The sequence below is a fragment of the Corallococcus terminator genome, from assembly GCF_049194865.1.
Classification (GTDB): domain Bacteria; phylum Myxococcota; class Myxococcia; order Myxococcales; family Myxococcaceae; genus Myxococcus; species Myxococcus terminator_A.
The window spans coordinates 253,177-278,058 of record NZ_JBLZWL010000123.1 but is presented as its reverse complement, the minus strand read 5'-3'; the positions used below and the strand labels follow the sequence as shown (position 1 = coordinate 278,058).

The window sequence follows — 24,882 nt, the reverse complement described above, 5'->3', positions numbered from 1 at the left end:
ACACGGGCGGGCAATCGCTGGAGGCCGTCTTTGGCGAGGAGGGAGGAGAGTCTCAAGAACACAGCTCCAAGAGGCAGGGGCGCCGTCGTTTATGACACAAGGCGCCAGAACAGGGGACCCGGCCCCCTCGCGGGGAGCCGAGACAGGCACGCGAGGAATACGGAGCGACGCGGCGTCCCCGGTCACCCGAGCCGGGCGACGTGGGGGGCCCTCCGGCGCGCACTCCTGATAATCGGGGTGAAATCCAGGGACGACACAGGGCCGTAGTGAGGGGCAATGCGCTCCGTCACGCGGCCCCATCACGGCGTCCTTGGTGTCGTGCTCGCATTGGCCTGTGGTTGCAGCCGGGGACCTGACACCGCGTCCACGCCCTTCACGCCCCACAGTGACACGGAGGTCCTGGAGCAGGTGCCCGCCCGGGCCACCGACGCCCGGGCCCGCGAGCGCGCGGCCCTGCGCCAGGAGCTGGACGCCCGGCCTCGCCAGTTGGAGCTGGCGGTGCGACTGGCCCGTCTGGAGCTGAAGGAGGGACGCGCCCGGGGAGACCCACGGCACCTCGGGTGGGCCCAGGCCGCGCTCGCGCCCTGGTGGGACGAGCCCCAGCCGCCACACGAGGTCCGCTTGCTGCGCGCCACCCTGCGCCAGAGCCGCCATGAGTTCGACGCGGCCCTCGCGGACCTGGACGTCGCCGTGCGCGAGGACCCGAGGGACGCCCAGGCCTGGCTGACGCGCGCCGTGGTGCTGAGCGTCCGGGGCCAGCACGCCGAGGCGGAGAAGAGCTGCGCGCCGCTGGACACCCTCGCCGGAGCGCTCACCGCCACCGTGTGCCGCGCGCAGGTGGACAGCGTCGCGGGACACTCGGGGCGCGCCTATGCGCGGCTCTCCGAAGCCCTGTCTCGCCGCGGGGCCCTGGGCAGCCCCGAAGAGCAGGCGTGGGCGCTGTCCACCCTGGGGGAGGCCGCGGCTCGCTCGGGAGACACGCGACGCGCGGAGCTGCTCTATGAACAGGCGCTCGCGGCCGACCCGGATGATGCCTACACCCGCGGGGCGCTCGCGGACCTGCTGTTGGATTTGAACCGGCCGGCCGAGGCCTCGCGGCTGATGAAGGACCACTCCACGGATGACGGCCACTTGCTGCGCCGCGTGCTCGCCGAGACGGCGCTGGGCTCGGCGGAGGCCGCGGCGCTCACCACCGAGCTGGCCTCGCGCTACGCGGCCAGCAGACTGCGGGGAGACACACTGCACGGGAGGGAAGAGGCCCGGTTCGCGCTGCACGTGGAGAAGGACGCGAACAAGGCCCTGTCGCTCGCCCAGGCCAACTGGGAGGCGCAGCGCGAGCCCTGGGACGTGCGCATCCTGCTGGAGTCCGCGCTCGCCGCCGGAACACCCGACGCCGCGAAGCCCGCCCTCGCCTATCTCGAAGCCATCGCCTGCGAGGACCCGGGACTGCTGGCCCTGGCCACGCGCCTGAAGAAGGCCGCGCCATGAAGCGCATCCTCGCCCTGCTCGCGCTGCTCCCCTCCCTGGCCCTGGCCCACAAGCCGAGCGACAGCTACCTGCGCCTCGAACGCGCCCCACACGGCTTCACCGGCCGCTGGGACGTGGCGCTCAGGGACCTCGACGCGGTGCTCGGGCTCGACTCCAATGGAGACGGCGCCCTGGCCTGGGGCGAGGTGCGCGCCCGACAGCAGGACATCACCCGTCACGTCCTCTCGCGGCTGTCCGTGGGTACGGCCGGAGCCCCCTGCCCCACCACCGCCGAAGGCGAGCTTCGCGTGGTGCGGCACTCCGACGGGGCCTATGCGGTGCTCGACTTCCAGGCGGCCTGCCCTACCCAGCCCTCCGCGCTGACGCTGGATTACACCCTGCTGTTCGACCGCGACCCGCAGCACCGAGGCATCATCCAGGTGGCCGGCGGACAGGGACAGGGCACCCTCGTGCTCTCCGCGTCCCACCACACCGTGGACGTGCCCCTCGCGAACCTGTCCGCCTGGAGCCACTTCGGCGGCATGGTGCGCTCTGGAATCGAGCACATCTGGGCGGGCCTGGACCACCTGCTGTTCCTGCTGGCGCTGCTCTTGCCCTCCGTCCTGAGGCGCTCACCCGAGGGCGGCTGGGAGCCCGTGGACCAGTTCGGCCCCGCGCTGCGAGACGTGGTGAAGGTCGTCTCGGCCTTCACCGTGGCCCACTCGCTCACGCTGAGCATCGCCGCGCTCGGGCTGGTGGCGCTGCCCTCCCGGCTCGTCGAGTCCGCCATCGCGGTGAGCGTCATCCTGGCGGCGGCCAACAACGTCTTTCCCTATCTCCGAGGCACCCGCTGGGCCGTCGCCTTCGCGCTGGGCCTGCTGCATGGCTTCGGCTTCGCGTCGGTGCTCGCCGACCTGGGCCTCCCCGCCGAGGGCCTCGCCACGACGCTGCTGGGCTTCAACGTGGGCGTGGAGCTGGGGCAGCTCGCGTGTGTCGCCGTCTTCCTGCCCGTCGCCTTCATGCTGCGCGGAGCGACGGTGTATCGGCGCGCGATTCTCGTCGGCGGCTCGGCGGCCATCGGGCTCATCGCCTGTGTATGGCTCGCGGAGCGGGCCCTGGAGCTGAGCGTCCTGCCGCTCTGACCCATCCAATGGCCTCGCACCGCCGTAATACCTGCACCACCGGATGCGCGGCGCCGTCTGAGCCCGCCGGTGGGCCTTGCCCCCCAACGTAGTGTGGAGACACGCATGCCAAGACGACAACTCGGGAGCGCGCTGGCGCTCGCGGCGGCGCTACTTGTACCCACCGCCCAGGCCTCCAGCCACCGTGAGGCCCCCTTCATCACCCGGATGCCCAAGGTCGACGCCACCGACTTCTACCTGTTCCGCAGCTACGAGCCGGACCGCGGAGACTTCGTCACCCTCATCGCCAACTACCTGCCCCTCCAGGATGCGTACGGCGGCCCCAACTACTTCTCGTTGGACCCGGAGGCCCTCTACGAAATCCACGTCGACAACACCGGGGATGCCATCGAGGACCTCACCTTCCAGTTCCGCTTCACCAACAACCTGAACGGCGCCAACGGCCTCACCCTGAACGTGGGCCCGGCCGGCAACACCAAGAGCGTGTCGGTGCCCTTCACCAACCTGGGGCCCATCACCTCGGCGGACAGGAGCGCGCAGAACGTCCAGGAGAACTACACCGTCAAGCTCGTCCGGGGCCCCCGCCGCGCGGCGGCCGGGCAGGACGTGACGAACACCGCGGGTGGCGCCACCGTCTTCGCCAAGCCGGCGGACTACGTGGGCACCAAGTCGCTGGGCAACGCCATCACGTACGAGACCTACGCCCGCCAGCACATCCACAACGTCAACATCCCCGGCTGCACCGGCACCGCGAAGCTGTTCGTGGGCCAGCGCCGTGAGCCCTTCGCGGTGAACCTGGGCCCCGTGTTCGACCTGGTGAACGCGCCGGCCTCGGTCATCATCGACCCGAACGCGCGCGCCGCCGTCCCCAATCCGCTGGCGAAGAAGAACATCACCACCTTGGCGCTCGAGGTCCCCATCTCCTGCCTCAAGGCGGGCACCCAGGACGTCCTCGGCGCGTGGACCTCCGCCAGCGTCCGTCAGGCGCGCGCCATCAACCCCACCGCCACGTACACGGCGCCCTCGCGCGAGGGGGGCGCATGGACGCAGGTGAGCCGCCTGGGCATGCCGCTGGTCAATGAGGTCGTCATCGGCATCAAGGACAAGGACCGCTTCAACGCCAGCCAGCCGAAGGACGACGCCCAGTTCGCCGACTACGTCACCCATCCCACGCTGCCCGCCATCCTGGAGCAGCTCTTCAAGGAGGATGGCGTGAGGGCGCCCACCGTCTTCCCGCGCGCGGACCTGGTGGCCGCCTTCCTCACCGGCGTGCCCAACGTGAATGCGAACGGCTCCACCGCGGAGATGCAGCGCCTCAACACCGCGCTGCCCGCCACGGCGAAGGCCGGGCAGAACAACCTGGGCGCCGCCGCGTGCTTCGTCAACGGCCAGCTCACCCTGAACAACCCGGGGTGTGACCCGGCGGGCTTCCCCAACGGTCGCCGGCCCGGCGACGACGTGGTGGACGTGGCGCTGCGCGTGGCCATGGGATACCTGCTCGCGAACGACACGCAGGCCCCCTCGCGCAGCCTCCCGTTCCACGACGCGGTGCTCCAGGATGCCTCGCAGTTCGACGCCGTCTTCCCCTACCTCACCACGCCTCAGGCGGGTGCCAACGGCGACGGGACGTGAGCCCATGAGCACGCTCCGAGCAGTGGCCTGTGTCGCCGTCCTTGGGACTGTCCTCGCCTACACGGGCTGCACCAACGACGACCAGCCGCCCTTCCCGCCCAACCCGGACGCGGGAACGAACACGGACGCCGGAACGGACGCGGGGACCGACGCGGGCGTGGAGTTCACCGCCTTCGTCAGGGACCTGGTCATCAACCAGACCGCCGACACCACGACGCCGGTGACGCTCGACGACAAGAACTTCGTGGACAGCGCGCCCGCGGACGCGTTCGCCCCGGCGTTCTTCCAGCCCTGAGCCCACCCACGCCTCACCCGACATGAAGTACCCGGGGCCACGGACACCCATGTGTCCGTGGCCCTTTCTCATTTCCGTCTCACACCCCGCACAACAAGAAACAGAGAGTTATTGCGCGACGCGGCGTCACATCTCCGTTTCATTACGCATTATTTCAAAACATTCCGGAGAATTCCCGACGGGTTAACTACAGGACCCAACCCGAGACGCAGGTGCCGGCAACGGCACGATACCCGACGAAGCACACCCCGTGCAGGGGACGTGTCTGGCGTGAGCCATACATGCCCCACGGGTGTCGGAGGCCTGCATGCAACAAGGAATTCGCATCCATGTCCCCCATCAGAACCCTCTCCATGCGCGCTCTCCAGGGCGCGTTGCTCTCCTCCGTGTGCCTCGGCTCGGCTGCCCTCGCCAATGACACACAGCGAGAGCCCTCCGCCGCCACGAGCAGCGAAGAGGCCCACTGGGGCTATGCGCAGACGCTGAGCCCCGAGCACTGGGACGAGGTCGCCGGCGCGTCGCAGTGCTCGACGGGCGTGCAGCAATCCCCCGTGGCGCTGTCCACGTCGGGCTCCGCGCACACGAACGTGGCCGCGCCCAGCTTCCACTACGGCACCAGCCGGGTGCGCATGGTCAACAACGGCCACACCGTGGTGTTCAACTATGACGCGGGCAGCACCATCACCCTCGGCTCCAACGAGTACAAGCTCGCGCAGTTCCACTTCCACACCCCCAGCGAGCACACCAAGGACGGCGTGAGCTATCCGCTCGAGGTGCACCTGGTGCACACCGACGCCAATGGCACGCCCAAGGCCGTCGTGGGCGTCCTCATCGAGGAGGGCTTGCTGAACGCGTCGCTGTTCACCGCCTTCCGCCACTTGCCCCGCCACGAGGGCGAGGAGAGCGCCCCGGCCGGCGCGCTCATCAACGCCAGCGCGCTCTTGCCCTTCAACCGCGCCTTCTTCCAGTACGCGGGCTCGCTCACCACGCCCCCCTGCAGCGAGGGGCTCCAGTGGTTCGTGATGAAGAACCCCATCCAGATGTCCGACGCGCAGATCGCCGCGTTCGAGCGCATTCCGCACATCAACCCGAACAACCGTCCGGTGCAGCCGCTGAACGGCCGCACGGTGGGCGCGCAGTCCGCCCACTAGCCTCGCGGACGCGGCCTCGGGGCCGCCACACCTTCCCAGACCTGACAGCCCTGGAGAGGAGTCAGCGCTGTATCGCGCGCCAGTCCACGCGATACAGCGTCAGCGGCTCCTGCTTCCCCTTCACCTGGACGGGGGGAAGCTCGAGCAGCGGCCACACGCGCTGGATGACACGTCAGGTGCCCGCTTCCCTCCAGGCCCCCTTGGAACCGGGTCAGAGGCGTATCAGCGTGATGGGCTTCCGGCCGGAGATGAGGCCCTTCTGCTTGCCCACCTCGGCGACCTCCCAGCGAACGGCGCCCCAGAGGAGTTTGTCGCCCACCTTCAGGTCGTCGGGCAACGGCGTCTCCACTTTGTGATTCGTGTGGAGCTCATTCAGGATGCCTTTGAGGACGCCACCCCTGGGGATGCCCGGGAAGTGCGCGAAGTGGAAGGGCTCCCTCTCCGGGGCCTTGGGTGCCTTCGCGGACACCACCTGGAGATTCGCCGCATCGCAATCACTCACGTCCGCGGCGGCCGTATCGCATCTGACATGGTGCATGGGGAAGGACGCATTCACCGCGACCCACCGCCAGAACGGGACGTGTTCGGGCACATCGTCCCGCCAGACGGCGGCGACACGATCAAAGGGCGGGGATACGCGGACGGGAGCACCCGAAGACGATGACGATGACGATGACGATGACGATGACGAAGACGAAGACGAAGACGAAGACGAAGACGATGACGATGACGATGACGACGGCGCCGCTTTCGTCGGTGCCTTGGCTGGCACCAGGGTGGCGCAGAGCCGGGAGATGCAAGCACCCGGCATCTCTCCCCAAGGGACGTTCCTGGAGCACATCCAGAGCAGGTCGCGCACCATGTTGGGCCCGGTCAAATCGAGGGTGGAGCGGGTGGTGTTGTTCTTCCAATAGCCCTCGAGCTGATGGTGGGGATCGAGCTCGAACGTCTCCCGGGGGGCCCTCCACCCGATGAGTCGGTAGGCCAGACGAATGGTCTGGCGCATGGCATCAATGAGCGGACTGCGGGGAGCCGCCGCCACGATGCAGTTGCTGAGATAGAGGCTCTTGCCGGCGTAGGCCTTGGTCGTGGCGATCAACTCGCGGTCGGGCCAGTCGGCCTCGGACGCCAGGCCCTTGCGGTCCGGGGTGATTCCCACCAGGGCGCCCGACTCATCGACCGCGAGGGTTCCGAGCGTGGAGAGCATGTCGATGTCCACGTCCATGTAGACCCCTCCGTAATTGTAGAGCACCTCGTAGCGGAGGATGTCGGACGCCGAGGCCGCGAACATTCCGCGCAGGGTCAGCTCCTGGTCGTAGGCATCCATGTTGAGGAAGTGCATGCCCGTCAGGAACTCGTGGGAGCGCAGGTTGCAGAGTCTGAAGCGCTCGGGGTGCGCGCGCTCCAGCGCACGCAGGGGCGCCAGGTCATCGGCCGCTTCGTTGATGAGGTCCATGGCGAGGGCTTGCTTCTCGCCCGGGGACATTCCTTTCGAGAGGAATCGCAGGTTGTGCAGGTCACGCCCATGGCGGACCGTCCCGCGCACGTGCAGGGGGTCTTGAGCGGCGCTGAGTTCGTAGTGCGCGCGCGCCAGGGGGTACTTCTTCAGGACCTTGCGCAAGTGCATGTTGTAGACGTGCGCGTCGTCCCACCAGATCCACACCTGATAGTCCGGCGTGTGCCGGGTCGCCTCCAGCCAGCTGGTGATTCCCTGGAGGGTCTTCGTCGTCGCGATAGGCCCTCCACCCGCCCAGGTCCCGTGGATGATCTTGGGAATGGGGCGCAGCCCGGGCCTCCTCCGCGGGGCGGGTGACGGACCCGGAGGCTTCGGCGGGGCGGGTGGCGGACTCGGAGGTCTCGGCGAGGCGAAGGGAACAGGCAGCCTGAGAGGAGGCGGGCTGTCACGCCTGGGGGGAGGTGGGTGTCCGTCCCCGAAGAGGCGCTCCGCCTCGGCCTCGATGCGGGTCCTGTAATCAGGATCCTCGACGAACGTCCCTCCGCACCAACACTTCGTGTTGATGCTGCTCGCGGTACTGCTGCTCTCGCAGCCCGAGCAGTACGCCGACATCGCCTCCCGACACATGGGACAGTGGTCGATGGGGTTGCCCCTGCCGTTGTTCAGGCCACATCTGCGACAGTGGTAACCACTCATGGCGGTCCTGGCGGGTCGCTCAAGGTCGGACACCCTGCGGGAAGCGACACGAGAGCGCTTCGCGTGGCCGTCCACGCTCAGGCGACTGCAAGCCCGACGCCATGACAGCGCGCCAGAGGGAAGCCGAGCCGCCCTGACGACGGCGCGCGGGGCACGTGCGTCCTCGGGGGACGAGGCGGCGTCTCCAGGGAACGCACGCGGCGGCGTGCACACAGAAAAATCGAGCAAGACGGCAACACCCTGTGAGACCTCGACTCACGGCATTGTCGGTGTCAGAGACAGACAGCAAGATGCCTCGGTTTCCGAGGCCCCCCTGTCTCATCGTGCCCCCCCAGGAGAAGTCTGAATGACACCCTCGATGTCGCGACCCCACCAGGTCTCGAGCACGTCACGCGTCCATGCGCTGGCCCTGCTCGCGGCCGTCCTGCTCGTACTCCCCACCGCCGCGCGCGCCCAGCCGACGTACACGCTGTTCGCCCCCGCCTCCACCCCGGCGGTCCCCTCCGTCACCAACGACTTCTCCGCCGTGGAGCTCGGCGTGAAGTTCCAGTCCGACGTCGAGGGAGACATCCTCGGCATCCGCTTCTACAAGGGCACCGCCAACACCGGCACCCACGTGGGCAGCCTCTGGAGCGCCGCGGGCGTGCGCCTCGCCTTCGCCACCTTCACCGGTGAGACGGCCTCCGGCTGGCAGCAGGTGACGTTCTCCACGCCCGTGCGCATCAGCGCCGGCACCACGTACGTCGCCTCGTACCACGCGCCCGGCGGCGCCTACGGCTTCACCAGCGCGGGCCTGGCCTCCGCCGTGGACTCCCCTCCCCTGCATGCGCTCGCGGGCGGCACCAGCGGCGGCAACGGCGTCTTCGGCTACGGCGCCGCTGGCACCTTCCCGTCGACCAGCTTCGGCAACTCCAACTACTGGGTGGACGTCGTCTTCCGCCCCGCCGCCCCCGTCACCCTGTGGCCCTCCTCCGCCACGCCCGCCGTCGCCTCCGTCACCAATGACGCCATCCCCGTGGAGCTGGGCGTGAAGTTCCTGACGAACGTGAGCGGCAACGTGCTGGGTGTTCGCTTCTACAAGGGCGCCGCCAACACCGGCACCCACGTGGGCAGCCTCTGGAGCGCCAACGGACAGCGCCTCGCGTTCGCGACCTTCACCTCCGAGACGGCCACCGGCTGGCAGCAGGTGACGTTCTCCACCCCCGTCGCCATCGCCGCCAACACCGTCTATGTCGCCTCGTACCACGCCCCCGTCGGCGCCTACGCCTTCGACAACGGCGGCCTCGCCAGCGGCGAGGACAACGCGCCCCTCTTCGCGCTGCCTGGCAGCACCAGCGGCGGCAACGGCGTCTTCACCTACGGCGCCGCGGGCTCCTTCCCCATCAACAGCTTCGGCAACTCCAACTACTGGGTGGACGTCGTCTTCCAGGCCACCGGCGCCCAGCCGCCCACGCAGCCCCCGGGCAACACCTTCCGCCTCTTCGCCCCCACCGCCGCCCCCGGCACCGCCACCGCCAATGACACCGCCGCCATCGAAGTGGGCGTGAAGTTCCGCGCGGACGTGGACGGCCTCATCAAGGGCGTGCGCTTCTACAAGGGCAGCGGCAACAGCGGCACCCACGTGGGCAACTTGTGGAGCGCCGCCGGCGCGCCCCTGGCCTCCGCCACCTTCACCGGTGAGACGGCCGTCGGCTGGCAGGAGGTGACGTTCACCACCCCCGTCGCCATCACCGCCGGCACCACCTACGTGGCGTCGTACTTCGCGCCGCTCGGCGGCTACTCGTTCGACAACAACGGCCTGGCCACCGGCGTGGATGTCCCTCCGCTGCACGCCCTGCCCGGCGCCACCACCCCGGGCGGCAACGGCGTCTTCGTCTATGGCTCCACGTCCACGTTCCCCAACGGCAGCTACCAGAACTCCAACTACTGGGTGGACGTCGTCTTCGAGACCTACGGGCCGCCGCCGCGTCCGGGTGTCCAGGGCGCGGGCCCCGTGCTGGTGGCCACCGCCCCCGGCAACCCCTTCACCGACTACCTGCGCGAAATCCTGGAGGCCGAGGGCATCGCCGCCTTCGCCACCACCGACGCCGGCAACCTGGGCGTCTCCGTCACCCTCAATGACTACAAGGTGCTGGTGCTCGGCGAGCAGACGCTGAGCGCGGCCCAGGTGACGCTCATCACCAACTGGGTCACCGCTGGCGGCAGCCTCATCGCCCTGCGGCCCGCGGCGAACCTCCAGTCCCTGCTCGGCCTCAATGCCTCTCAGGGTACGCAGGCCAATGGCTACATCCTGGTCGACGCCACCCAGGCCCCGGGCACGGGCATCACCGCGGAGACGATGCAGTACCACGGCCTCGCGGACAAGCGCACCGTCGTCGCCGGCACGCGCACCGTCGCCACGCTCTACTCGGACGCCACCAACGCGACGACGTTCACCGCCGTCAGCCAGCGCACCGTGGGCACCGGCACCGCCACCGCCTTCATGTATGACCTGGCGAAGTCCGTCATCTACACGCGGCAGGGCAACCCGGCCTGGCAGGGACAGAACCGGGACGGCTCCTCCATTGGCCCGGGCGCGCGCGCCAGCGACATGTTCTATGGCAACGCGTCCTTCGACCCGCAGCCGGACTGGGTGAACCTGGCCAAGGTCCAGATTCCCCAGGCGGACGAGCAGCAGCGCCTGCTCGCCAACGTGCTGCACCAGACGAGCACCACGCCGCTGCCGCGCCTCTGGTACTTCCCCAGCTCCAAGAAGGCCGTCGTGGTGATGACGGCCGACGGACACCCGGGCGGCGCCACCACCCAGCGCTGGAACCAGCACCTCGCGGACAGCACCACCGGGTGCAACGTGGCCGACTGGGCGTGCATCCGAGGCACCGTCTACGACTACGTGGGCGGCCTGAGCACCACCCAGGCCAACAGCTACGTGGCGCAGGGCTTCGAGTACGCGCTGCACATCAACACCGGCTGCGCGGACTACACGGCCAACACGTTGGATCCGAACTTCTTCACCCCGCAGCTCGCCAGCTTCACGACCGCCTTCCCCGCCGTCCCCGCGCCCGTCACCAATCGCACGCACTGCATCGCGTTCAGCGACTGGGCCACCCAGCCCAAGGTGTCGCGCCTGCACGGCATCCGCATGGACACCAACTACTACTACTGGCCCGACTACTGGGTGCAGGACCGCCCGGGCATGTTCACCGGCTCCGGCCTGGCCATGCGCTTCGCGGACGTGGACGGCACGCCGCTGGACGTCTACCAGCTCGCCACGCAGATGACGGACGAGTCCGGCCAGTCCTATCCGCTGCACATCGACACGCTGCTCGCCAACGCGCTGGGCACCAAGGGCTACTACGGCGCGTTCAACGCCAACATGCACGTCGACTCGCAGCCGTCGGCGGGCTCCACCGGCTCGGCCGCCATCGTCGCGTCCGCCAAGCGTGACGGCGTGTCGGTCATCACCGCGAAGCAGCTCCTGGAGTGGCTCGACGCCCGCGAGGCCACCCAGGTGTCCACCGTGGCCTTCAGCGGCACCGTGCTCACCTTCAACCTGACGAGCCCCGCGCGCAACCTGTCCCTCATGGTGCCCCGGCGCACCACGACGGGCCGCACGCTGCTGTCCGTCACCCGCGCGGGCTCCGCCGTGACGACGGTGGCACGCACCATCAAGGGCGTGGACTTCGCCTTCATCGACGGCGCCCTGGCCGGCACCTACACCGCCACCTACAACTGAGGCACCCGCGCCCCCAAGGCGCGGACACACTCCCCGGGGCTCGACGCATTGCATCCGCGTCGGGCCCCGTTTGCTTTCAGCTCCGATGAAACCTGGGAGGTTTTGACCCTGACGTGGGGTGCCTTGCGTCGGACGGCCCGCAGCCCGTATGACGCGCCACCGGGTGGGCCCCTCGCTCGCGGCCCCCCGAACAAGGACTCCACACCCCATGCTCAAGAAGATTCTCGTCGGCCTCGCCGCCCTGCTGCTCCTCCTGGTGGGCATCATCGCCACGCGCCCCTCGGAGTTCACCGTGAAGCGCACGGCGACGCTGCCGGCGGCCGCGGACATCGCCTTCGCGCAGGTGAATGACTTTCACGCGTGGGCCGCGTGGTCTCCGTGGGCGAAGCTGGACCCGAACATGAAGGCGACGTACTCGGGGGCGGAGTCCGGCACCGGCGCCGTCTACGCGTGGGCGGGTAACGACCAGGCGGGCGAGGGCCGGATGACGCTCGAGGAGAGCAAGCCCTCCGAGCACGTCCGCATCAAGCTGGAGTTCATCAAGCCCTTCGCCGCCACCAACACCACCACCTTCGACTTCAAGCCCGTGCAGGGTGGCACCGAGGTCGTCTGGGCCATGAGCGGCACCCACAACTTCATCTCCAAGGCGATGTGCCTGGTCATGGACATGGACGCGATGGTGGGCAAGGACTTCGAGGCGGGCCTCGCCAGCATGAAGACGGTGGTGGAGGCGGAGGCGAAGAAGCGCGCCGAAGCCGAGGCCGAGGCCGCGCGCGTGGCCGCCGTCGCGAAGGCGGAGGCGGAGAAGGCCGCCGCCGAGGCCGCCGCCGCCGCCGAAGCCGCCGCTGGCATCCAGCCGGCCATGGCGGCGCAGCCCACGCCGTAGTCGCCGCCCCAGCCTGACTGCCCTCGGGCAGTCCTCTCGACGCCTCCGCGTCGCGGTCCACCCGGCCCGCGCGTGGGGGCGTCTTCGTGTCCGCCGCATGCAGTGTCGACCGCTGACACCTCGGAGGACCCGACGTGGCAGGTGGTGAACGCTCGCGACCTTCCGCGGAGCCTCTCTTTCCCTGGCACACGACGGCGGGCGTAGACCGCGAGCGCGCCATGTCCCGGCGCATTTCCTTCCCCCTGGGAGCGCTCATGCCGCCGCGAAAGACTCCGTCCAAGCCGACCCCGCCACCGCCCAGCAAGAACGAGCAGTTGGAGGCCTACCGCGCACGCCAGGAAGACACGGTGCTGACGACGGACCAGGGCATCCCCATCTCCGAGACGGACAACTCGCTGAAGGCGGGCCTGCGTGGGCCCACGCTGCTGGAGGACTTCCACCTCCGGGAAAAGATGACGCGCTTCGACCATGAGCGCATCCCCGAGCGCGCCGTCCATGCGCGCGGCGCGGGCGCCCATGGCTACTTCCAGGTCTACGAGTCACTGGAGCGCTTCACCCAGGCGCGCTTCCTCACCGACCCCAGCCTGCGCACGCCCGTCTTCGTGCGCTTCTCCACCGTGGGAGGCTCACGCGGCTCCGCGGACACCGTGCGCGACGTGCGCGGCTTCGCCACCAAGTTCTACACGCCCGAGGGCAACTACGACCTGGTGGGCAACAACATGCCCGTCTTCTTCATCCAGGACGGCATCAAGTTCCCCGACTTCGTCCACGCGGTGAAGCCGGAGCCCCACAACGAGATTCCGCAGGCGTCCTCCGCGCACGACTCGCTGTGGGACTTCGTCTCGCTGGTGCCGGAGACGGCGCACATGGTGATGTGGCTCATGTCGGACCGGGCCATTCCGCGCAGCTTCCGGCACATGGAAGGCTTTGGCGTCCACACCTTCCGGCTGGTCAACGCCAAGGGCAAGGCCACGCTGGTGAAGTTCCACTGGAAGCCGGTGCTGGGCACGCACTCGCTCGTCTGGGACGAGGCGCAGAAGGTGTCAGGCAAGGACCCGGACTTCCACCGCCGCGACTTGTGGGATGCGATTGAGCAGGGGAACTTCCCCGAGTACGAGCTGGGCCTCCAGCTGGTGCCCGAGGGCGACGAGCTGAAGTATGGGTTTGACTTGCTGGACGCGACGAAGCTCTTGCCCGAGGAGCAGGTGCCGGTGCTGAAGGTCGGCAAGCTGGTGCTGGACCGCAACCCGGACAACTTCTTCGCGGAGACCGAGCAGGTGGCCTTCTGCGTGTCCAATGTCGTCCCGGGCATCGACTTCACCAACGACCCGTTGCTCCAGGCGCGACTCTTCTCCTACCTGGACACGCAGCTCACGCGCCTGGGCGGGCCCAACTTCGCGGAGCTGCCCATCAACAAGCCCGTCTCCCCGGTGAACAACCACCAGCAGGATGGCTTCGGCCGGCAGACCATCAACACCAACCGGGCCAACTACCACCCCAACTCCATTGGCGGCGGCTGTCCGATGCTGGCCAACCCCAAGTCGGCCTTCGTCCACCGGCAGGAGCGCGTGGAGGGGCACAAGATTCGCGCGCGCAGCGGAAGCTTCGGGGACCACTTCAGCCAGGCCACGCTCTTCCTCAACAGCCTGTCGAAGCCGGAGCGCGAGCACCTCATCTCGGCGCTCGAGTTCGAGGTGAGCAAGGTGGAGCGCGTGGAGATTCGCGAGCGCGTGGTGAACCAGGTGCTGGTGAACATCGACCGGCAGATGGCGGAGCGGGTGGCGCGCGCGGTGGGTGTCGCTCCCCCGAAGCCGCCCAAGGCCTCGGACCTGGTGGCGGGCAAGCCCGCGCCCAAGCTGACGAAGGTGTCCCCGTCGCTCAGCATGGAGAACACGCCGCACGACTCCATCAAGACGCGCAAGGTGGCGGTGCTCGTCGCGGACGGCTTCGCGGGCCGGGAGCTGTCCCAGGTGCGCAAGACGCTGGAGGGGCTGGGGGCCCAGCTGGAAATCGTGGGCCCCACGCTCGCCCCGGTCTCCAGCGCCGAAGGCGAGAAGGTGACGCCGGTGAAGACGTTCCAGAACACGTCGTCCGTGCTCTTCGACGCCGTCTACGTCCCCGGCGGGGACAAGAGCGTGGCCACGCTGAAGAAGCTGCCCCTCGCGGTGGACTTCGTGCGGGAGGCCTACGTCCACTGCAAGGCGCTGGCGCTGTCCGGCCCGGCCACCACCCTGCTGGACGCGGCGGGCCTGTCGCAGCCCATGGCCAAGGGGTTGGATGACGCGATGGGCGTCGTGCGCAGCGCCAAGAACGAGACGCGAGGCTTCGGGCAGATGTTCGCCAAGGCCATCGCCGCGCACCGCCACTGGGTGCGCGAGGCGCCGCCCCCGGCGTAGCTTCAGCCGGGCGTCCGTCCCACGAAGAGGCCCAGCGCGAAGGCCGCCCCCATGAGGAGCAGCACGAGAATCATGGGGACGCCGCCTCGCGCCGGGGCCTTCACGGCCGGCGCCGCCAGTCCCGCGCCGGCCTGCTCCTCGGGGACGATGAGGCGGACCTTGATGACGGCCTTGACGAGCACCTCCTCCACGTCATGGAGGAAGCGCTCGTACTCCTCGGGCGCCAGCTCCAGGGGCTCGCCGTGGTGGGACTCGTAGCGCCTGGCCACGCCCTCGAAGCTCCGGAGCTGGGCCTCGCGCTTCGACACGTCCACCCAGCCGCACACGACGGACGGGCCGGAGCCCTTGCGCGGCACCAGGGAGATGGACTGGCGGGCCAGCTTGCCGCCCGCCGTGCTCGGGCCCTCGGGGTCGTCGATGCGCAGCACGCGATGCGGCCCGCGCCCGTACATCTTCTTCGACAGGGCTTCGCGAAGCTGCTCCGCGAGCAGCGCGGAGTGGTTGGCGAACATCGTCCGCAGCGCGGGGCCGTCCTCGGCGGCGGCGGCCACCTTGCCCGCGGCGGGCTCCAGCGGGCTGAGCCGCACCACGCCCGCGCTGAGGCTGGAAGAGGGAGGCTTCTCGCCCCCCTTCGACAGCCAGCCCGTGCCCTTCGCGGCCGGGGGCGGCTTCGGGGGCGCGGAGGGCTTGGCCTTCTCCGGCCTGAGCACGGGCGGCGCGGGTGGACGCAGCTCCGTGGCGGGGGCGGCCGGGGCTCCACTGCCCCGAAGCTCGGTGGCGAAGGGCGGCGGGGCCTCGTCACCGCGGCTCTCTCCGGTGGTGAAGAGCTGGTACTCCTCGTCGCCGCCCTTCACCGCCGCCGCGGAGGTGTCCTCGTCGTCATCATCCAGGGCGGAGACCTCGGGCCCCCGTCTTCGTGCGCCCGTGGCACCCCGACCGGTGCTTCGCGCCTCCGTGACGATGACCTCCTGACCGCGCCCCGCCGCGCCTCGGCCGGGTGCTCGCGCTTCCGTCTGGATGACCTCCTGCCCTCGTCCGCCGCGTGACTCCGGGGCCCCGCTGGCCTTTGCCGCGCGGGCCTCCGTGACGATGACCTCCTGGCCCCGGCCGCTCCGGTCGTCCGAGGCGCCTCGGCCACCTGAGCGCGGCTCGGGCGGACGGGCTCCGGCGGCACGGCCACCACGAGCCTCCGCGGCCTGGCCCTTACGCACATCGGTGATGATTTCTTGCTGCTCATCGAGCGGGCCGATGCGCGTCTCGAGCGGGGAGGGCTCCGGAGGCGCCAGGCGCGTCTCCTCGGGGCGATAGGACGACGGGATGTCCCGCGTCGCGTCCTCATCCTCCTCGGGCGCGCCGCGCAGCTCCTCACCCCGGCCGGGCCCACCGCCCCGCCTCTGTCCGTTCGCCATGGCCACTCCTCGTCCCGCCGAGGATACGTTGGGTCAGCGCACCACGCGAACCCGCAGCGTCCTGGCATCCGAGCGCCCCCGGTCATCCACCGCCCGTACCACGTACGTCCCTGGTTTCGCGTCCCACTGAAGTGGCTCCCCCCGCGAGGCCGTACCCACGAGCTGCTCGTCCACGAACCAGAACACCCGCCGCACGTCCGCGTCCGTCACCGCCGACAGCGGCACCGCGCGCGCGGACTCCGACGCCGCCCGCAGGTTGTAGTCCACGCCTTCCTCGGGCGTGGTGATGCGCGGCGCGGTGCCCGTGCTGGCGCTGTGCTCCAGGCCGCAGTCCGCGCCCTCCGGAGGCGGCACGCGCCTGGGCAGGCCCGCCTTCTGGAACAGGCGCAGCAGGTCCGACGGCCAGAACTCGAACACCTCCGCGCGAACGGAGGGCCCCGGTCCACACGCCCTCAGGCCCGTGCGAGTGTCCACCCACACCTCGCGGTGCACGTCGCAGGTGTGGATGGGCGAGGTGCCCGGGATGAACCACGTGTCGACCTTGCGCGAGCAGTGCGGCCCCGGCAGCCCCCCGGACAGCGCGCACACGCGCACGCGACTGACGCCCGCCGGAGCCGTCTGGCGCACGCGGCGCACGTCCGAGTCACGCGAGCGGACCGAGTCCACCAGCTCGAACATCAGCGGCGCGGCGGCCGTCTGTCCCACGAAGGCCGGGTTGGGCTGGCCGTCGAAGTTCCCCACCCACACCGCCACGACATAGGGCCCCACCACGCCCACGCTCCACGCATCCCGGAAGCCGGTGGACGTCCCCGTCTTCCACGCCACGGGCACCGTGTCGCGCGTCCACTCGGAACGAAAAGACTGCGAGGGCCGATTCGCCATGGCCAGCGACTCCAGCACCAGGAAGCTGGCCTCCGGGCTCAGCAGCTTCACGCCCTCTTCCACGGGAGCGTCCACCGTCCAGCGCAGCGGGCGCAGGTGCCCGCCGTGGCCCAGCATCGCGTACAGCTCCACCAGCTCCGCCATGGTGACCTCGGCGGAGCCCAGCGCCAGCGAGAGGCCATAGTGCGACTCGTCGCGAAGGTCCGTCACGCCCGCCTTGCGCAGGAAGCCATGCAGGCCCGGCGCGCGGAGCTGCTTCGTCAGCGCCACCGCCGGCACGTTGCGGCTGCGCACCAGCGCCTCCACCGCAGGGAGCGGGCCCGCGAACTCCCCGTCGAAGTTCTCCGGGTCATACCCCCGGAAGCCCAGCGGCGAGTCCTTCAACATGGTGCGCGGGTGCAGCAGGCCCTCGTCGAAGCCCAGCCCGTAGATGAACGGCTTGAGCGCGGAGCCCGGCGAGCGCTTCGCGTGCGTGCCGTCCACCTGCCCGTCGATGCGCGCATCGAAGAAGTCCGCCGAGCCCACCGCCGCGCGCACCTCCATCGACCGCCAGTCCACCAGCATCGCCACCGCGTTGCGGAGGCCCATGTCGCGGCGCCGCTCCACGTACTGCCGGACGTGGCGCTCCAGCAGTCGCTGGAGCGGCAAATCCAACGTGCTCGTCAGGCTCGCGCCCACGGGGGCTCGCCGCAGCACGCTGCCCACGAAGTGCGGCGCGAGGAAGGGCAGGTCCTCCGGCCGGTGCACCGGGAGCGGCTGGGCCAGCAGCGGCCGGCGCTCCGTGTCCTCGGGGTGCCGCGCCTGCCAGCGCTCGAAGAGGCGCAGCCGCGCCTCCGTCAGCGCCCCCGAGTCCCGGCCCGGGTCCCTGCGCGCCGGGCTCTGCGGAATGACGGCCAGGGTGAGCGACTCGCCCAGCGTCAGCCGCGCCACGTCCCGGCCGAAGTACACGAGGCTGGCCGCGCCCACGCCCTCCACGTTGCGGCCGTAGGGCGCGAGGTTGAGGTACGCCTCCAGGATTTCGTCCTTGGAGTACGTGCACTCCAGTTGCAGCGCCCGCAGCATCTGCCGGAGCTTGCCGCCGGGCGTGCGCGACTCGATGCCGTAGCGGATGCGCGCCAGCTGCATGGTGAGCGTGGAGCCGCCCATGCGCCGCCCGCCCGACAGGTACGTGCTCCGCACCGCGCGCCCCAGGGCCACGGGGTTGATGCCCGGGTGCGAGCGGAAGTGCTGGTCCTCGTGGAGCAGCGTGGCCTCCACCAGGGTGGCTGGGATTCGTTCCAGCGGCACCCACAGCCGGTACTTCTCGTCCGGGGACAGGGTGAGGCGCAAGAGCCGGCCCTCGTGGTCGAACACCGCCTGCGAGAAGCCCAGCCCCTCGCGCAGCGGCGGCCGGGGCACCGCGACGTACAGCGCCGCGAGCCCCAGCATCACCACCAACACCTTGCGCCACCCCCGCCGAATCACGGCGCTGTCACCGTCACCTGCGTCGCCACCGAGCGGGCGCGGACGCTCCGGTCATACATGCCCTCGGCGAAGGCCGGCGGCATCACGAAGCGGCCCGAGTTGGTCGCCTTGATGCGATAGATGAACTCCGTGACGGTGGTGCCCGCCGTGCCGTAGAGCACCACCCGGTCCTCGCGCACGTCCACGTACTCGGGGCTGAAGCTGGAGCGGTCGCTGCCCACCGGCGGCAGCCACCCACCGGCCACGGGCGCGGGCTCCGGCTCCCGATACGAGTTGTCCGGCGGCTCGTCGTCGGACCCGCCGCCCTCGTAGGACTCGTCTCCTTCGGAGGAGCTGTCACCCTCGCTGTACTCGGAGTCGCCCTCCGGCTCCGACTCGGGCTCAGGCTCCGGCTCGGGAGGCGTGGGCCGCTCCAGCACCACCTCGAAGCCACCCGGTAGCAGGTCGGTGATGGCGATGTGGGACGTGTTGCCCTGCAGCCCGCGAAGCTTGAGGTGCACCTCCACCTCTCCGCCCAGCGGGACGTCCGTCACCACCTTGCCGTCCAGGCTCCGCAGCTCGCGCTGCACCTCCAGTCGCTCGATGATGGGCGTCGTGGGCACCTGCGCGTCGTAGCCCGCCTGCGTCACCTGGAAGAACAGCGGCGCGCTCGCCCCGCTCTTCACCCGGACGGCGGTGGCCTGCTCGGAGAAGGCGACCTTGGGGAAGAGGCCCTCCGGCACCGTCAGCGGACGAAGCGTGTCCGCCACCTTCTCCAGCAGCGCCACGCCCGCGCGAGACGGAGTGCCCTGCTCGCCCAGCGCCTTCGCGTAGGCCTCCAGGCCGAGGATGGCGTACGCGGAGGACAGCGTGTTGAAGCGCTCCTCGGCGAGCGGCTTCGCCAGCGCCACCAGCATCTCTCCGGTGATGCCGGGGAGCTTCTCCGGGAAGTGGCGCGACATCAGGTAGAGCACCTGCGCGTCGTAGACGAGCCCGTCGTAGAGCGCCTCGTAGTCGTCCGCCTGAGCCTCGCCGATGCGCACCTTCTTCATCGCGCGCGTGGCCTCCTTCTCCTGCTTGAGCAGCTTGTACGTCGCGCCGACGTACGCCGCCGTCAGGTCCTTCGGCCACTCCTCCGCGACGTTCGCGTCCAGCCACTCGCGCAGGACATTCACCGCCGAGCCGGGCACCTTGCCGTTGCGGGTGAGCACGTACTGCGCATAGGCCACGTTGCGCGCCTGCGTGAGGTCCTGCGGCTCGCGCGCCGCCAGCGTGGCCAGCCAGGTGAGGCCCCGGTTCAGCATGTCGACGGGCACCGCGAAGCCGCGCTCCTTCGCCTCGGTGAGGAAGTGCAGCGCGTAGATGCTCGGCAGCACGGGCGCATACGAGTTGGCCGCCCACAAACCGAAGGCGCCCTCGTCGTTCTGCCGGGTGCGCAGCGTGTGGACCGCCGCGGCGAAGCTGGCGTCGGCCACCTGCGGCCCCTGGCCCAAGAGCTCGCGGCGGCCCTTCAGCGCCACGGCCGGGAAGGCCCGGCTGACGAGCTGCTCGGTGCAGCCGTAGGGGTACTTCTCCAGATAGGTGGCCAGGCCGCGCGCCAGCCCCAGCGGCATCGGGGACGCGCTCACCTCCAGCGTGCGGAAGGCGTCGTGCATCTTCCGGGACACCGCGAGGTCCACCTCGCCGTCCTTCACATAGCCGCCCTTCACGGACGTCAGGTAGGGCACCGCCGGACGGACGCTCAGGTCCACGGACTGACGCGCCTTCTCCTTGCCCAGCGACGCGGTGAAGGCCAGCGTCCCCGAGCCGAGGACGGACTTCGCGCGCACCCGGAAGGTGGTGCTCCCCTCGCGGCCCTCATCGATTTTCAGCGTGCGCCGGGCCTCGTCCAGCACCTCCAGGTGCTCGGAGGTCTTCAGCTCCAGCGTCACTTCGCTCCCCTTGCCCGCGCCCTCCACGCTGTTGGCCACCGCGACGCCCACGTTGAACTCGTCTCCAGGGGCGACGAAGGTGGGCACGCTCGGGGTGATGACGAAGGGCCCCCGGATGACAGCGCGGCGAGTCGAGGCGCCCACGGACCCCTCCCCCACGGCGACCGCCATCACCCGCAGCTCCCCGTTGAAGCTGTCAGGCACGGGGTAGACGAGCTCGCGCTCCGTCTCGTCGATGTCGACGACGCCGGACCAGTACGCCACCGGCTTGTCGCGCTTGCGCTTGAAGGGGTTGAGGTTCTTGCCGATGGCGGCCATGCCCTCGTCGTCGCCGCCCATGGAGGACACGGCCTTCGACACGGAGAACTCCGGCAGGAGCAGGTCCAGAATCTGGCCCGTGCGCACCTCCAGCGCGCGCTTCTTGAAGAAGTGCGCCAGCGGATCCGGCGTCGAGTAGCCCGCCACCTGGAGGATGCCCTCGTCCACCGCGTACACGACGGCGCGGCCCGGCTTGTTGCCCTTGTAGCGGATGCGGTACGGCTCTCCCGGCCGCCCCTTCTCCGCGCTCGTCAGCGTCACCTGCAGGACGCGGCTGTCCTTGCTCACGGAGAACGGCACCACGCCGTAGCTCAGCGGGCTCATGAAGATTTCCTGCGAGTCCATGGCGCGCACGAACGTCACGTTGACGTACCCGTTGCCCTCCAGGCCCGGCGGCAGGCGAATCTTCTGCACGGTGCTGGTGGCGTCCGCCTTGAACCAGGCCCACGCGTGGACGCGCTCGCGCTCCAGGGTGATGAGGCCCGCGCCGGTGTACGGCGCCTTGATGTTCAGCTCGATTTCGTCGCCGGGCGCGTAGTCCTGGCGGGAGAGCTTCACCTCCAGCTCCGCGTTCTTCTCCAGCGTGCGCGTGAGGTTGGCGTGTCCAGCCACGGTGTAGTCCACGCGGCTGAGCTCCGTGCCCTCCGCGTCCTTCACCACCACCACGAAGTCGCCGGGCTGCTCCGTGGACAGCGCGTACTTGAAGCCCGCCTCGGTGAGGGCCAGCTCGCGCGTGCGCACCACGGTGTCGCGGCGCGCGGACTGGTAGGCGTACGTGCCATTGGGCTGCTGCGTGAGGACCGACACCCAGCGCCGCTCGACGAGCTCCGCCTTGAGTCCCTGCACGGCCTTCTTCTTCAGCGTCGGGTCCACGGCGATGAAGTCCACCGAGCGCGCCGAGCCCTGGTTCAGATAGGTCAATCCGCCATCCGGCTTGAAGCCAATGAGGTACGGCAGCGGCGACACCAGGATGGAGGCCTCCGAGGACACGCCCCGTCCGCCCTCGGCCTCGTAGCCCTCCGCGAGCAGCGACACGCGCCACGTCGCCTTCTCGAACTTCTCCAGCCCCAGCTCCAGCTCCACCTCGCCCTCTTCGTCGGTGGTGGAGTCCTCCAGGCGCTCGCTGAAGGTGCGCGTCGCCATCATCGGGTCGTGGAAGGTGTAGCCCGGGTGCTGACGGAAGCTGGGGTACCCCGGGCTGAAGGACAGCTCCGCGGACACGCGCCGGTCCGCCGCGGCGATGCCGAAGAGGTTCTTCAACGTCACCTTGCCCTTGAGCCCCTCGGGCGGCACCCAGCCTTCGAGCCAGTCGGTGTCGAAGCGCGTGGTGATGCGCATCCGGTCCGGGAGGAACTCCTCCACGCGCACCTGCGTGGAGCCGAGCAGGCTGCCGCGCAGCCCATCCTTCACCACGTACAGGTTCACCGCGTAGTGGCCCGTGGGGGACGTCTCCTCCGTCGTGTACCGGAGCGCCTCCAGTCCGGTCGCGGAGAGGGAGAGCTTCTGCTTGTGCACCTCCAGGCCGCGAGGGTCCGTGACGGACGCCTCCAGCGGCACCCCCGTGGGCGGCTGGCTCCAGTCGGAGGGCTTCACCACCATGGCGACGTGGAAGGTGTCGCCAGGGCGGTAGAGGCCCCGGTCCGAGAAGAGGAAGGCCGTCAGGCGCTCCGGCGTGGTGCCGCTCGTCATGCCGCCCACGTCGAAGCGGCTGAAGTTGAGCTGCCGGTCCGAGCGGTTGAAGGGCAGGAAGGCGAAGTCCTCGCCCTTGCGCGCCAGGTACGCGATGGGCGTCTGCTCGCGCGTGAAGTCGGTCAACCTGGGGAAGGCCACATGGCCGTCCGCGTCCGTGGTGGCGCTGAGCACCGGCAGGCCGTTCTTGCCGAGCACGCTCACCGTGACACCCTCCGCCGGGAGCCCCGTGCCCAGCGACTGCACGAAGAGGTCATGCGAGCCGTCCGCGCTGTCCTTCACCACCAGGCCCAGGTCCGTCACCAGCAGGAGCCGGGAGTCTTCCTTGCCCGTCGACCGATTGTACGTCGGGTCCCAGCTGCGCACCTTGAAGAAGAAGAGGCCCCGCCGCGCGGACGGGCTGTTCGCGGGGGTGAGGTACTCCGTCAAATCGAAGGCGGCGTACTGCGCCTTGCCCCGCCCCACGCCCTCCAGCGGGCGCACCACGGAGAAGCTCTCCGTGATGTTCTGCTCGTCGAAGCGGTAGTTGTTGAAGCTGGGGTGCGCGAAGCGTCCCTCCGTCTGGCTCACCAGGTGGTTGAGCTGGTCCGGCAGCACGCGGCCGAGCTCGAAGCGCAGCGCCTGGACGTCACGCGAGAGGACGGTGACCTTCTTCTCGCCCGCGAGGCTGAGCAGGGCGCCCTCGTGGAGGATGCTCACCTCCTCGGGGAAGCGCGGCACCGCCTCGGTGCTGTTGAACTCCTCGGCCAGCACGTAGCCACCGGCGGAGAGGGTGCCCTTCTTGAGCCGGATGTAGAGATAGCGGCCCACGTCCGCGCGGATGCGGAAGCTGTGCAGCGTGGCGTGCTCCCTGTCCGTGGGCACCGGGTCCAGCGCCAGCTTCTCCGCATTCGCGAGCAGCTCGTCGCCGATGGCCCGCACGTTGTTCCAGGAATGGTTGGGGTCCGCGGTCTCCTCCCGGGTGGCGGGCTTGTCCTTGGGCAGCACCCAGACCTGGAGGTTCTTTCGCAGCTCCGCCTCGGTGACGCCCGTCGTCAGGTTGACGATGAGCACCTGCTCGGGCTCGTAGCGGTCATTGCGCACCAGCGACACGTTGGTGCCCGACACGCGGAAGTAGCTGAACATGCCGGGGATGGTGACCTGTCGCTCCTGTATCCCCTCGATCCCCTTGCCTCCCCGCGCGGCCTGGACGCCGGGCGCCATCCGCAACACCATGGCGGCTTCCTTGTCGGGGATGGGGATGAGGTCCGATTGGATGTAGGCCTGTCCCTTCAGCTTGTCGTAGGTGACGTTGAACTTGTGCTCCGGCGGGCGGGAGCCCAGCAGTCCTTCACGGGGCACGTCGAAGCGCAGCGAGAGGTTGCGCACGAGCGAGGCCGGGTCCACCGGATGCGAGAAGGACAGCGTGGACACCACGCGCTTCTCCTTGGGATTGCGCGGGTCCTCGTAGAACTCCAGGCTGTTGATGGACGCGGTGAAGGGCTGCGACTGGAACGTCGTCTCGTGGGACTCGAGCAGGATGTGCTCGGGGAAGAGCGAGCGGTCCAGCGTGACGCGGTACTCCTGTCCCACGCCCCAGTCCGCACCGGGAACGAAGGAGAGCGTCCGGTCATTGGACCAGCGCCACGTGCCAGGGTGCTCGGGCTTGAGGGTGATTCCCGCCGTCACCGGCTTGCCAATGGCTTCCAGCGGGGCCACCGAGCCGGTGAACCGCACGTGCACCGAATCCCACCGAGGCGTGCCGTCATCGAGCGGCGTCAGCGAGGGAGACGTGGCGCTGAGCGAGTAGCGCACCGGCTGCGGCCGGCTCTGATACCAGCGCCAGGCGGCATCCGCCCCGACGACGAGCACACACAGGGCGACAATCGACAGGGCGATTCGCTTGGGATTGCGGCGGACCCAGCCGACCAGGGCGCGCGCGAACCGGGCGAGCGCGTGGCCCAGCGCGACGGCCCAGGCGGGAGGCGTCCAGCGAAGCTCACCGAAGAGGTGGCGAGCGATGCGGCGAGCGAGCCGAGGTCTCGGCGGGGTGGGTTCGGATTCGTTTGAGGACATGGGGTGTTGTGCGGCGGCGGGAGCCAGCCCGACGAGAGAGCAAGCACGGGGCCAGCGCGTCGCGATGTAACCACGATGACCGGGTGAAACTGAAACCGGGGGCTGTGTACGGATGGCCACGCGTCCCGTGCGCGAGGAGCCACGAGTCTCCGCCCGCGCGCGGCTGGCAGGCCGCTCACCCGAGACGAAAATGACTCAGGAGGGCGGGCCACTCGCCGCACGGGCGTGGACGGCTGCGCGACGTCGAGCAGAGCGCCAGGCGATGGCAACCCGATTCAGCAGGCAGGGCGCCTTGCTTCAG

Annotated in this window: 12 protein-coding genes; 8 read left to right on the top strand and 4 right to left on the bottom strand. The window is 69.8% G+C overall.

All coding sequences use genetic code 11. The features are described 5' to 3' along the window. Positions 1 to 318 precede the first annotated feature (318 nt). From ACN469_RS37155 to ACN469_RS37135, 5 genes are all read left to right on the top strand, one after another. Positions 319 to 1,488, top strand: coding sequence for a tetratricopeptide repeat protein (locus ACN469_RS37155; protein WP_498776037.1), 1,170 nt, complete (start codon positions 319 to 321; stop codon positions 1,486 to 1,488). Continuing rightward, positions 1,485 to 2,609: a HupE/UreJ family protein gene (locus ACN469_RS37150; RefSeq protein WP_498776036.1), complete on the top strand. Its 1,125-nt coding sequence runs from the start codon at positions 1,485 to 1,487 to the stop codon at positions 2,607 to 2,609. Before ACN469_RS37155 ends, ACN469_RS37150 begins: the two co-directional genes overlap by 4 nt. Before the next feature lie 105 nt (positions 2,610 to 2,714). Then, entirely contained in the window at positions 2,715 to 4,241 is a 1,527-nt protein-coding gene (locus ACN469_RS37145; protein WP_498776035.1) for a DUF4331 domain-containing protein, read from the top strand. A gap of 4 nt (positions 4,242 to 4,245) precedes the next feature. After that, positions 4,246 to 4,536, top strand: coding sequence for a hypothetical protein (locus ACN469_RS37140; protein WP_498776033.1), 291 nt, complete (start codon positions 4,246 to 4,248; stop codon positions 4,534 to 4,536). 329 nt (positions 4,537 to 4,865) lie between these two features. After that, positions 4,866 to 5,687, top strand: a complete 822-nt coding sequence (locus ACN469_RS37135) for a carbonic anhydrase (RefSeq protein ID WP_498776032.1) — start codon at positions 4,866 to 4,868, stop codon at positions 5,685 to 5,687. A 211-nt stretch (positions 5,688 to 5,898) separates the two neighbouring features. Here the strand turns inward: ACN469_RS37135 and ACN469_RS37130 are convergent, their stop codons facing one another. Continuing rightward, positions 5,899 to 7,350 carry a TcdA/TcdB catalytic glycosyltransferase domain-containing protein gene (locus ACN469_RS37130; protein WP_498776030.1) on the bottom strand — a complete coding sequence of 484 codons (1,452 nt, stop codon included), beginning with the start codon at positions 7,348 to 7,350 and terminating at the stop codon, positions 5,899 to 5,901. Positions 7,351 to 8,197: 847 nt separating this feature from the next. Between ACN469_RS37130 and ACN469_RS37125 the strand changes: the two genes are divergently transcribed. The 3 genes from ACN469_RS37125 (at position 8,198) to ACN469_RS37115 (ending at position 14,854) form a co-directional block, all read left to right on the top strand. Beyond that, positions 8,198 to 11,572: a DUF4082 domain-containing protein gene (locus tag ACN469_RS37125; RefSeq protein ID WP_498776029.1), complete on the top strand. Its 3,375-nt coding sequence runs from the start codon at positions 8,198 to 8,200 to the stop codon at positions 11,570 to 11,572. 208 nt (positions 11,573 to 11,780) lie between these two features. Further along, the gene (locus ACN469_RS37120; RefSeq protein ID WP_498776027.1) at positions 11,781 to 12,458 is read left to right on the top strand and encodes an SRPBCC family protein; all 678 of its coding nucleotides are present in this window, start codon (positions 11,781 to 11,783) and stop codon (positions 12,456 to 12,458) included. A gap of 254 nt (positions 12,459 to 12,712) precedes the next feature. Then, complete coding sequence (locus ACN469_RS37115) at positions 12,713 to 14,854, top strand: catalase (RefSeq protein ID WP_498776026.1); 2,142 nt, start codon at positions 12,713 to 12,715, stop codon at positions 14,852 to 14,854. 2 nt (positions 14,855 to 14,856) lie between these two features. Here the strand turns inward: ACN469_RS37115 and ACN469_RS37110 are convergent, their stop codons facing one another. Genes ACN469_RS37110 through ACN469_RS37100 form a run of 3 tightly spaced genes read right to left on the bottom strand, consistent with a single transcriptional unit; the run spans position 14,857 to position 24,581 of the window. Next, positions 14,857 to 16,263 (bottom strand): hypothetical protein, encoded by a 1,407-nt coding sequence (locus ACN469_RS37110; RefSeq protein WP_498776025.1) that lies wholly within the window; start codon positions 16,261 to 16,263, stop codon positions 14,857 to 14,859. Between the two features lie 33 nt (positions 16,264 to 16,296). Next, positions 16,297 to 18,609, bottom strand: a complete 2,313-nt coding sequence (gene pbpC, locus ACN469_RS37105) for a penicillin-binding protein 1C (RefSeq protein ID WP_498776023.1) — start codon at positions 18,607 to 18,609, stop codon at positions 16,297 to 16,299. Further along, a complete protein-coding gene (locus tag ACN469_RS37100; RefSeq protein WP_498776022.1) occupies positions 18,606 to 24,581 on the bottom strand; it encodes an alpha-2-macroglobulin family protein in 5,976 nt (1,991 codons plus the stop codon). Before ACN469_RS37100 ends, pbpC begins: the two co-directional genes overlap by 4 nt. Positions 24,582 to 24,882: the final 301 nt, after the last annotated feature.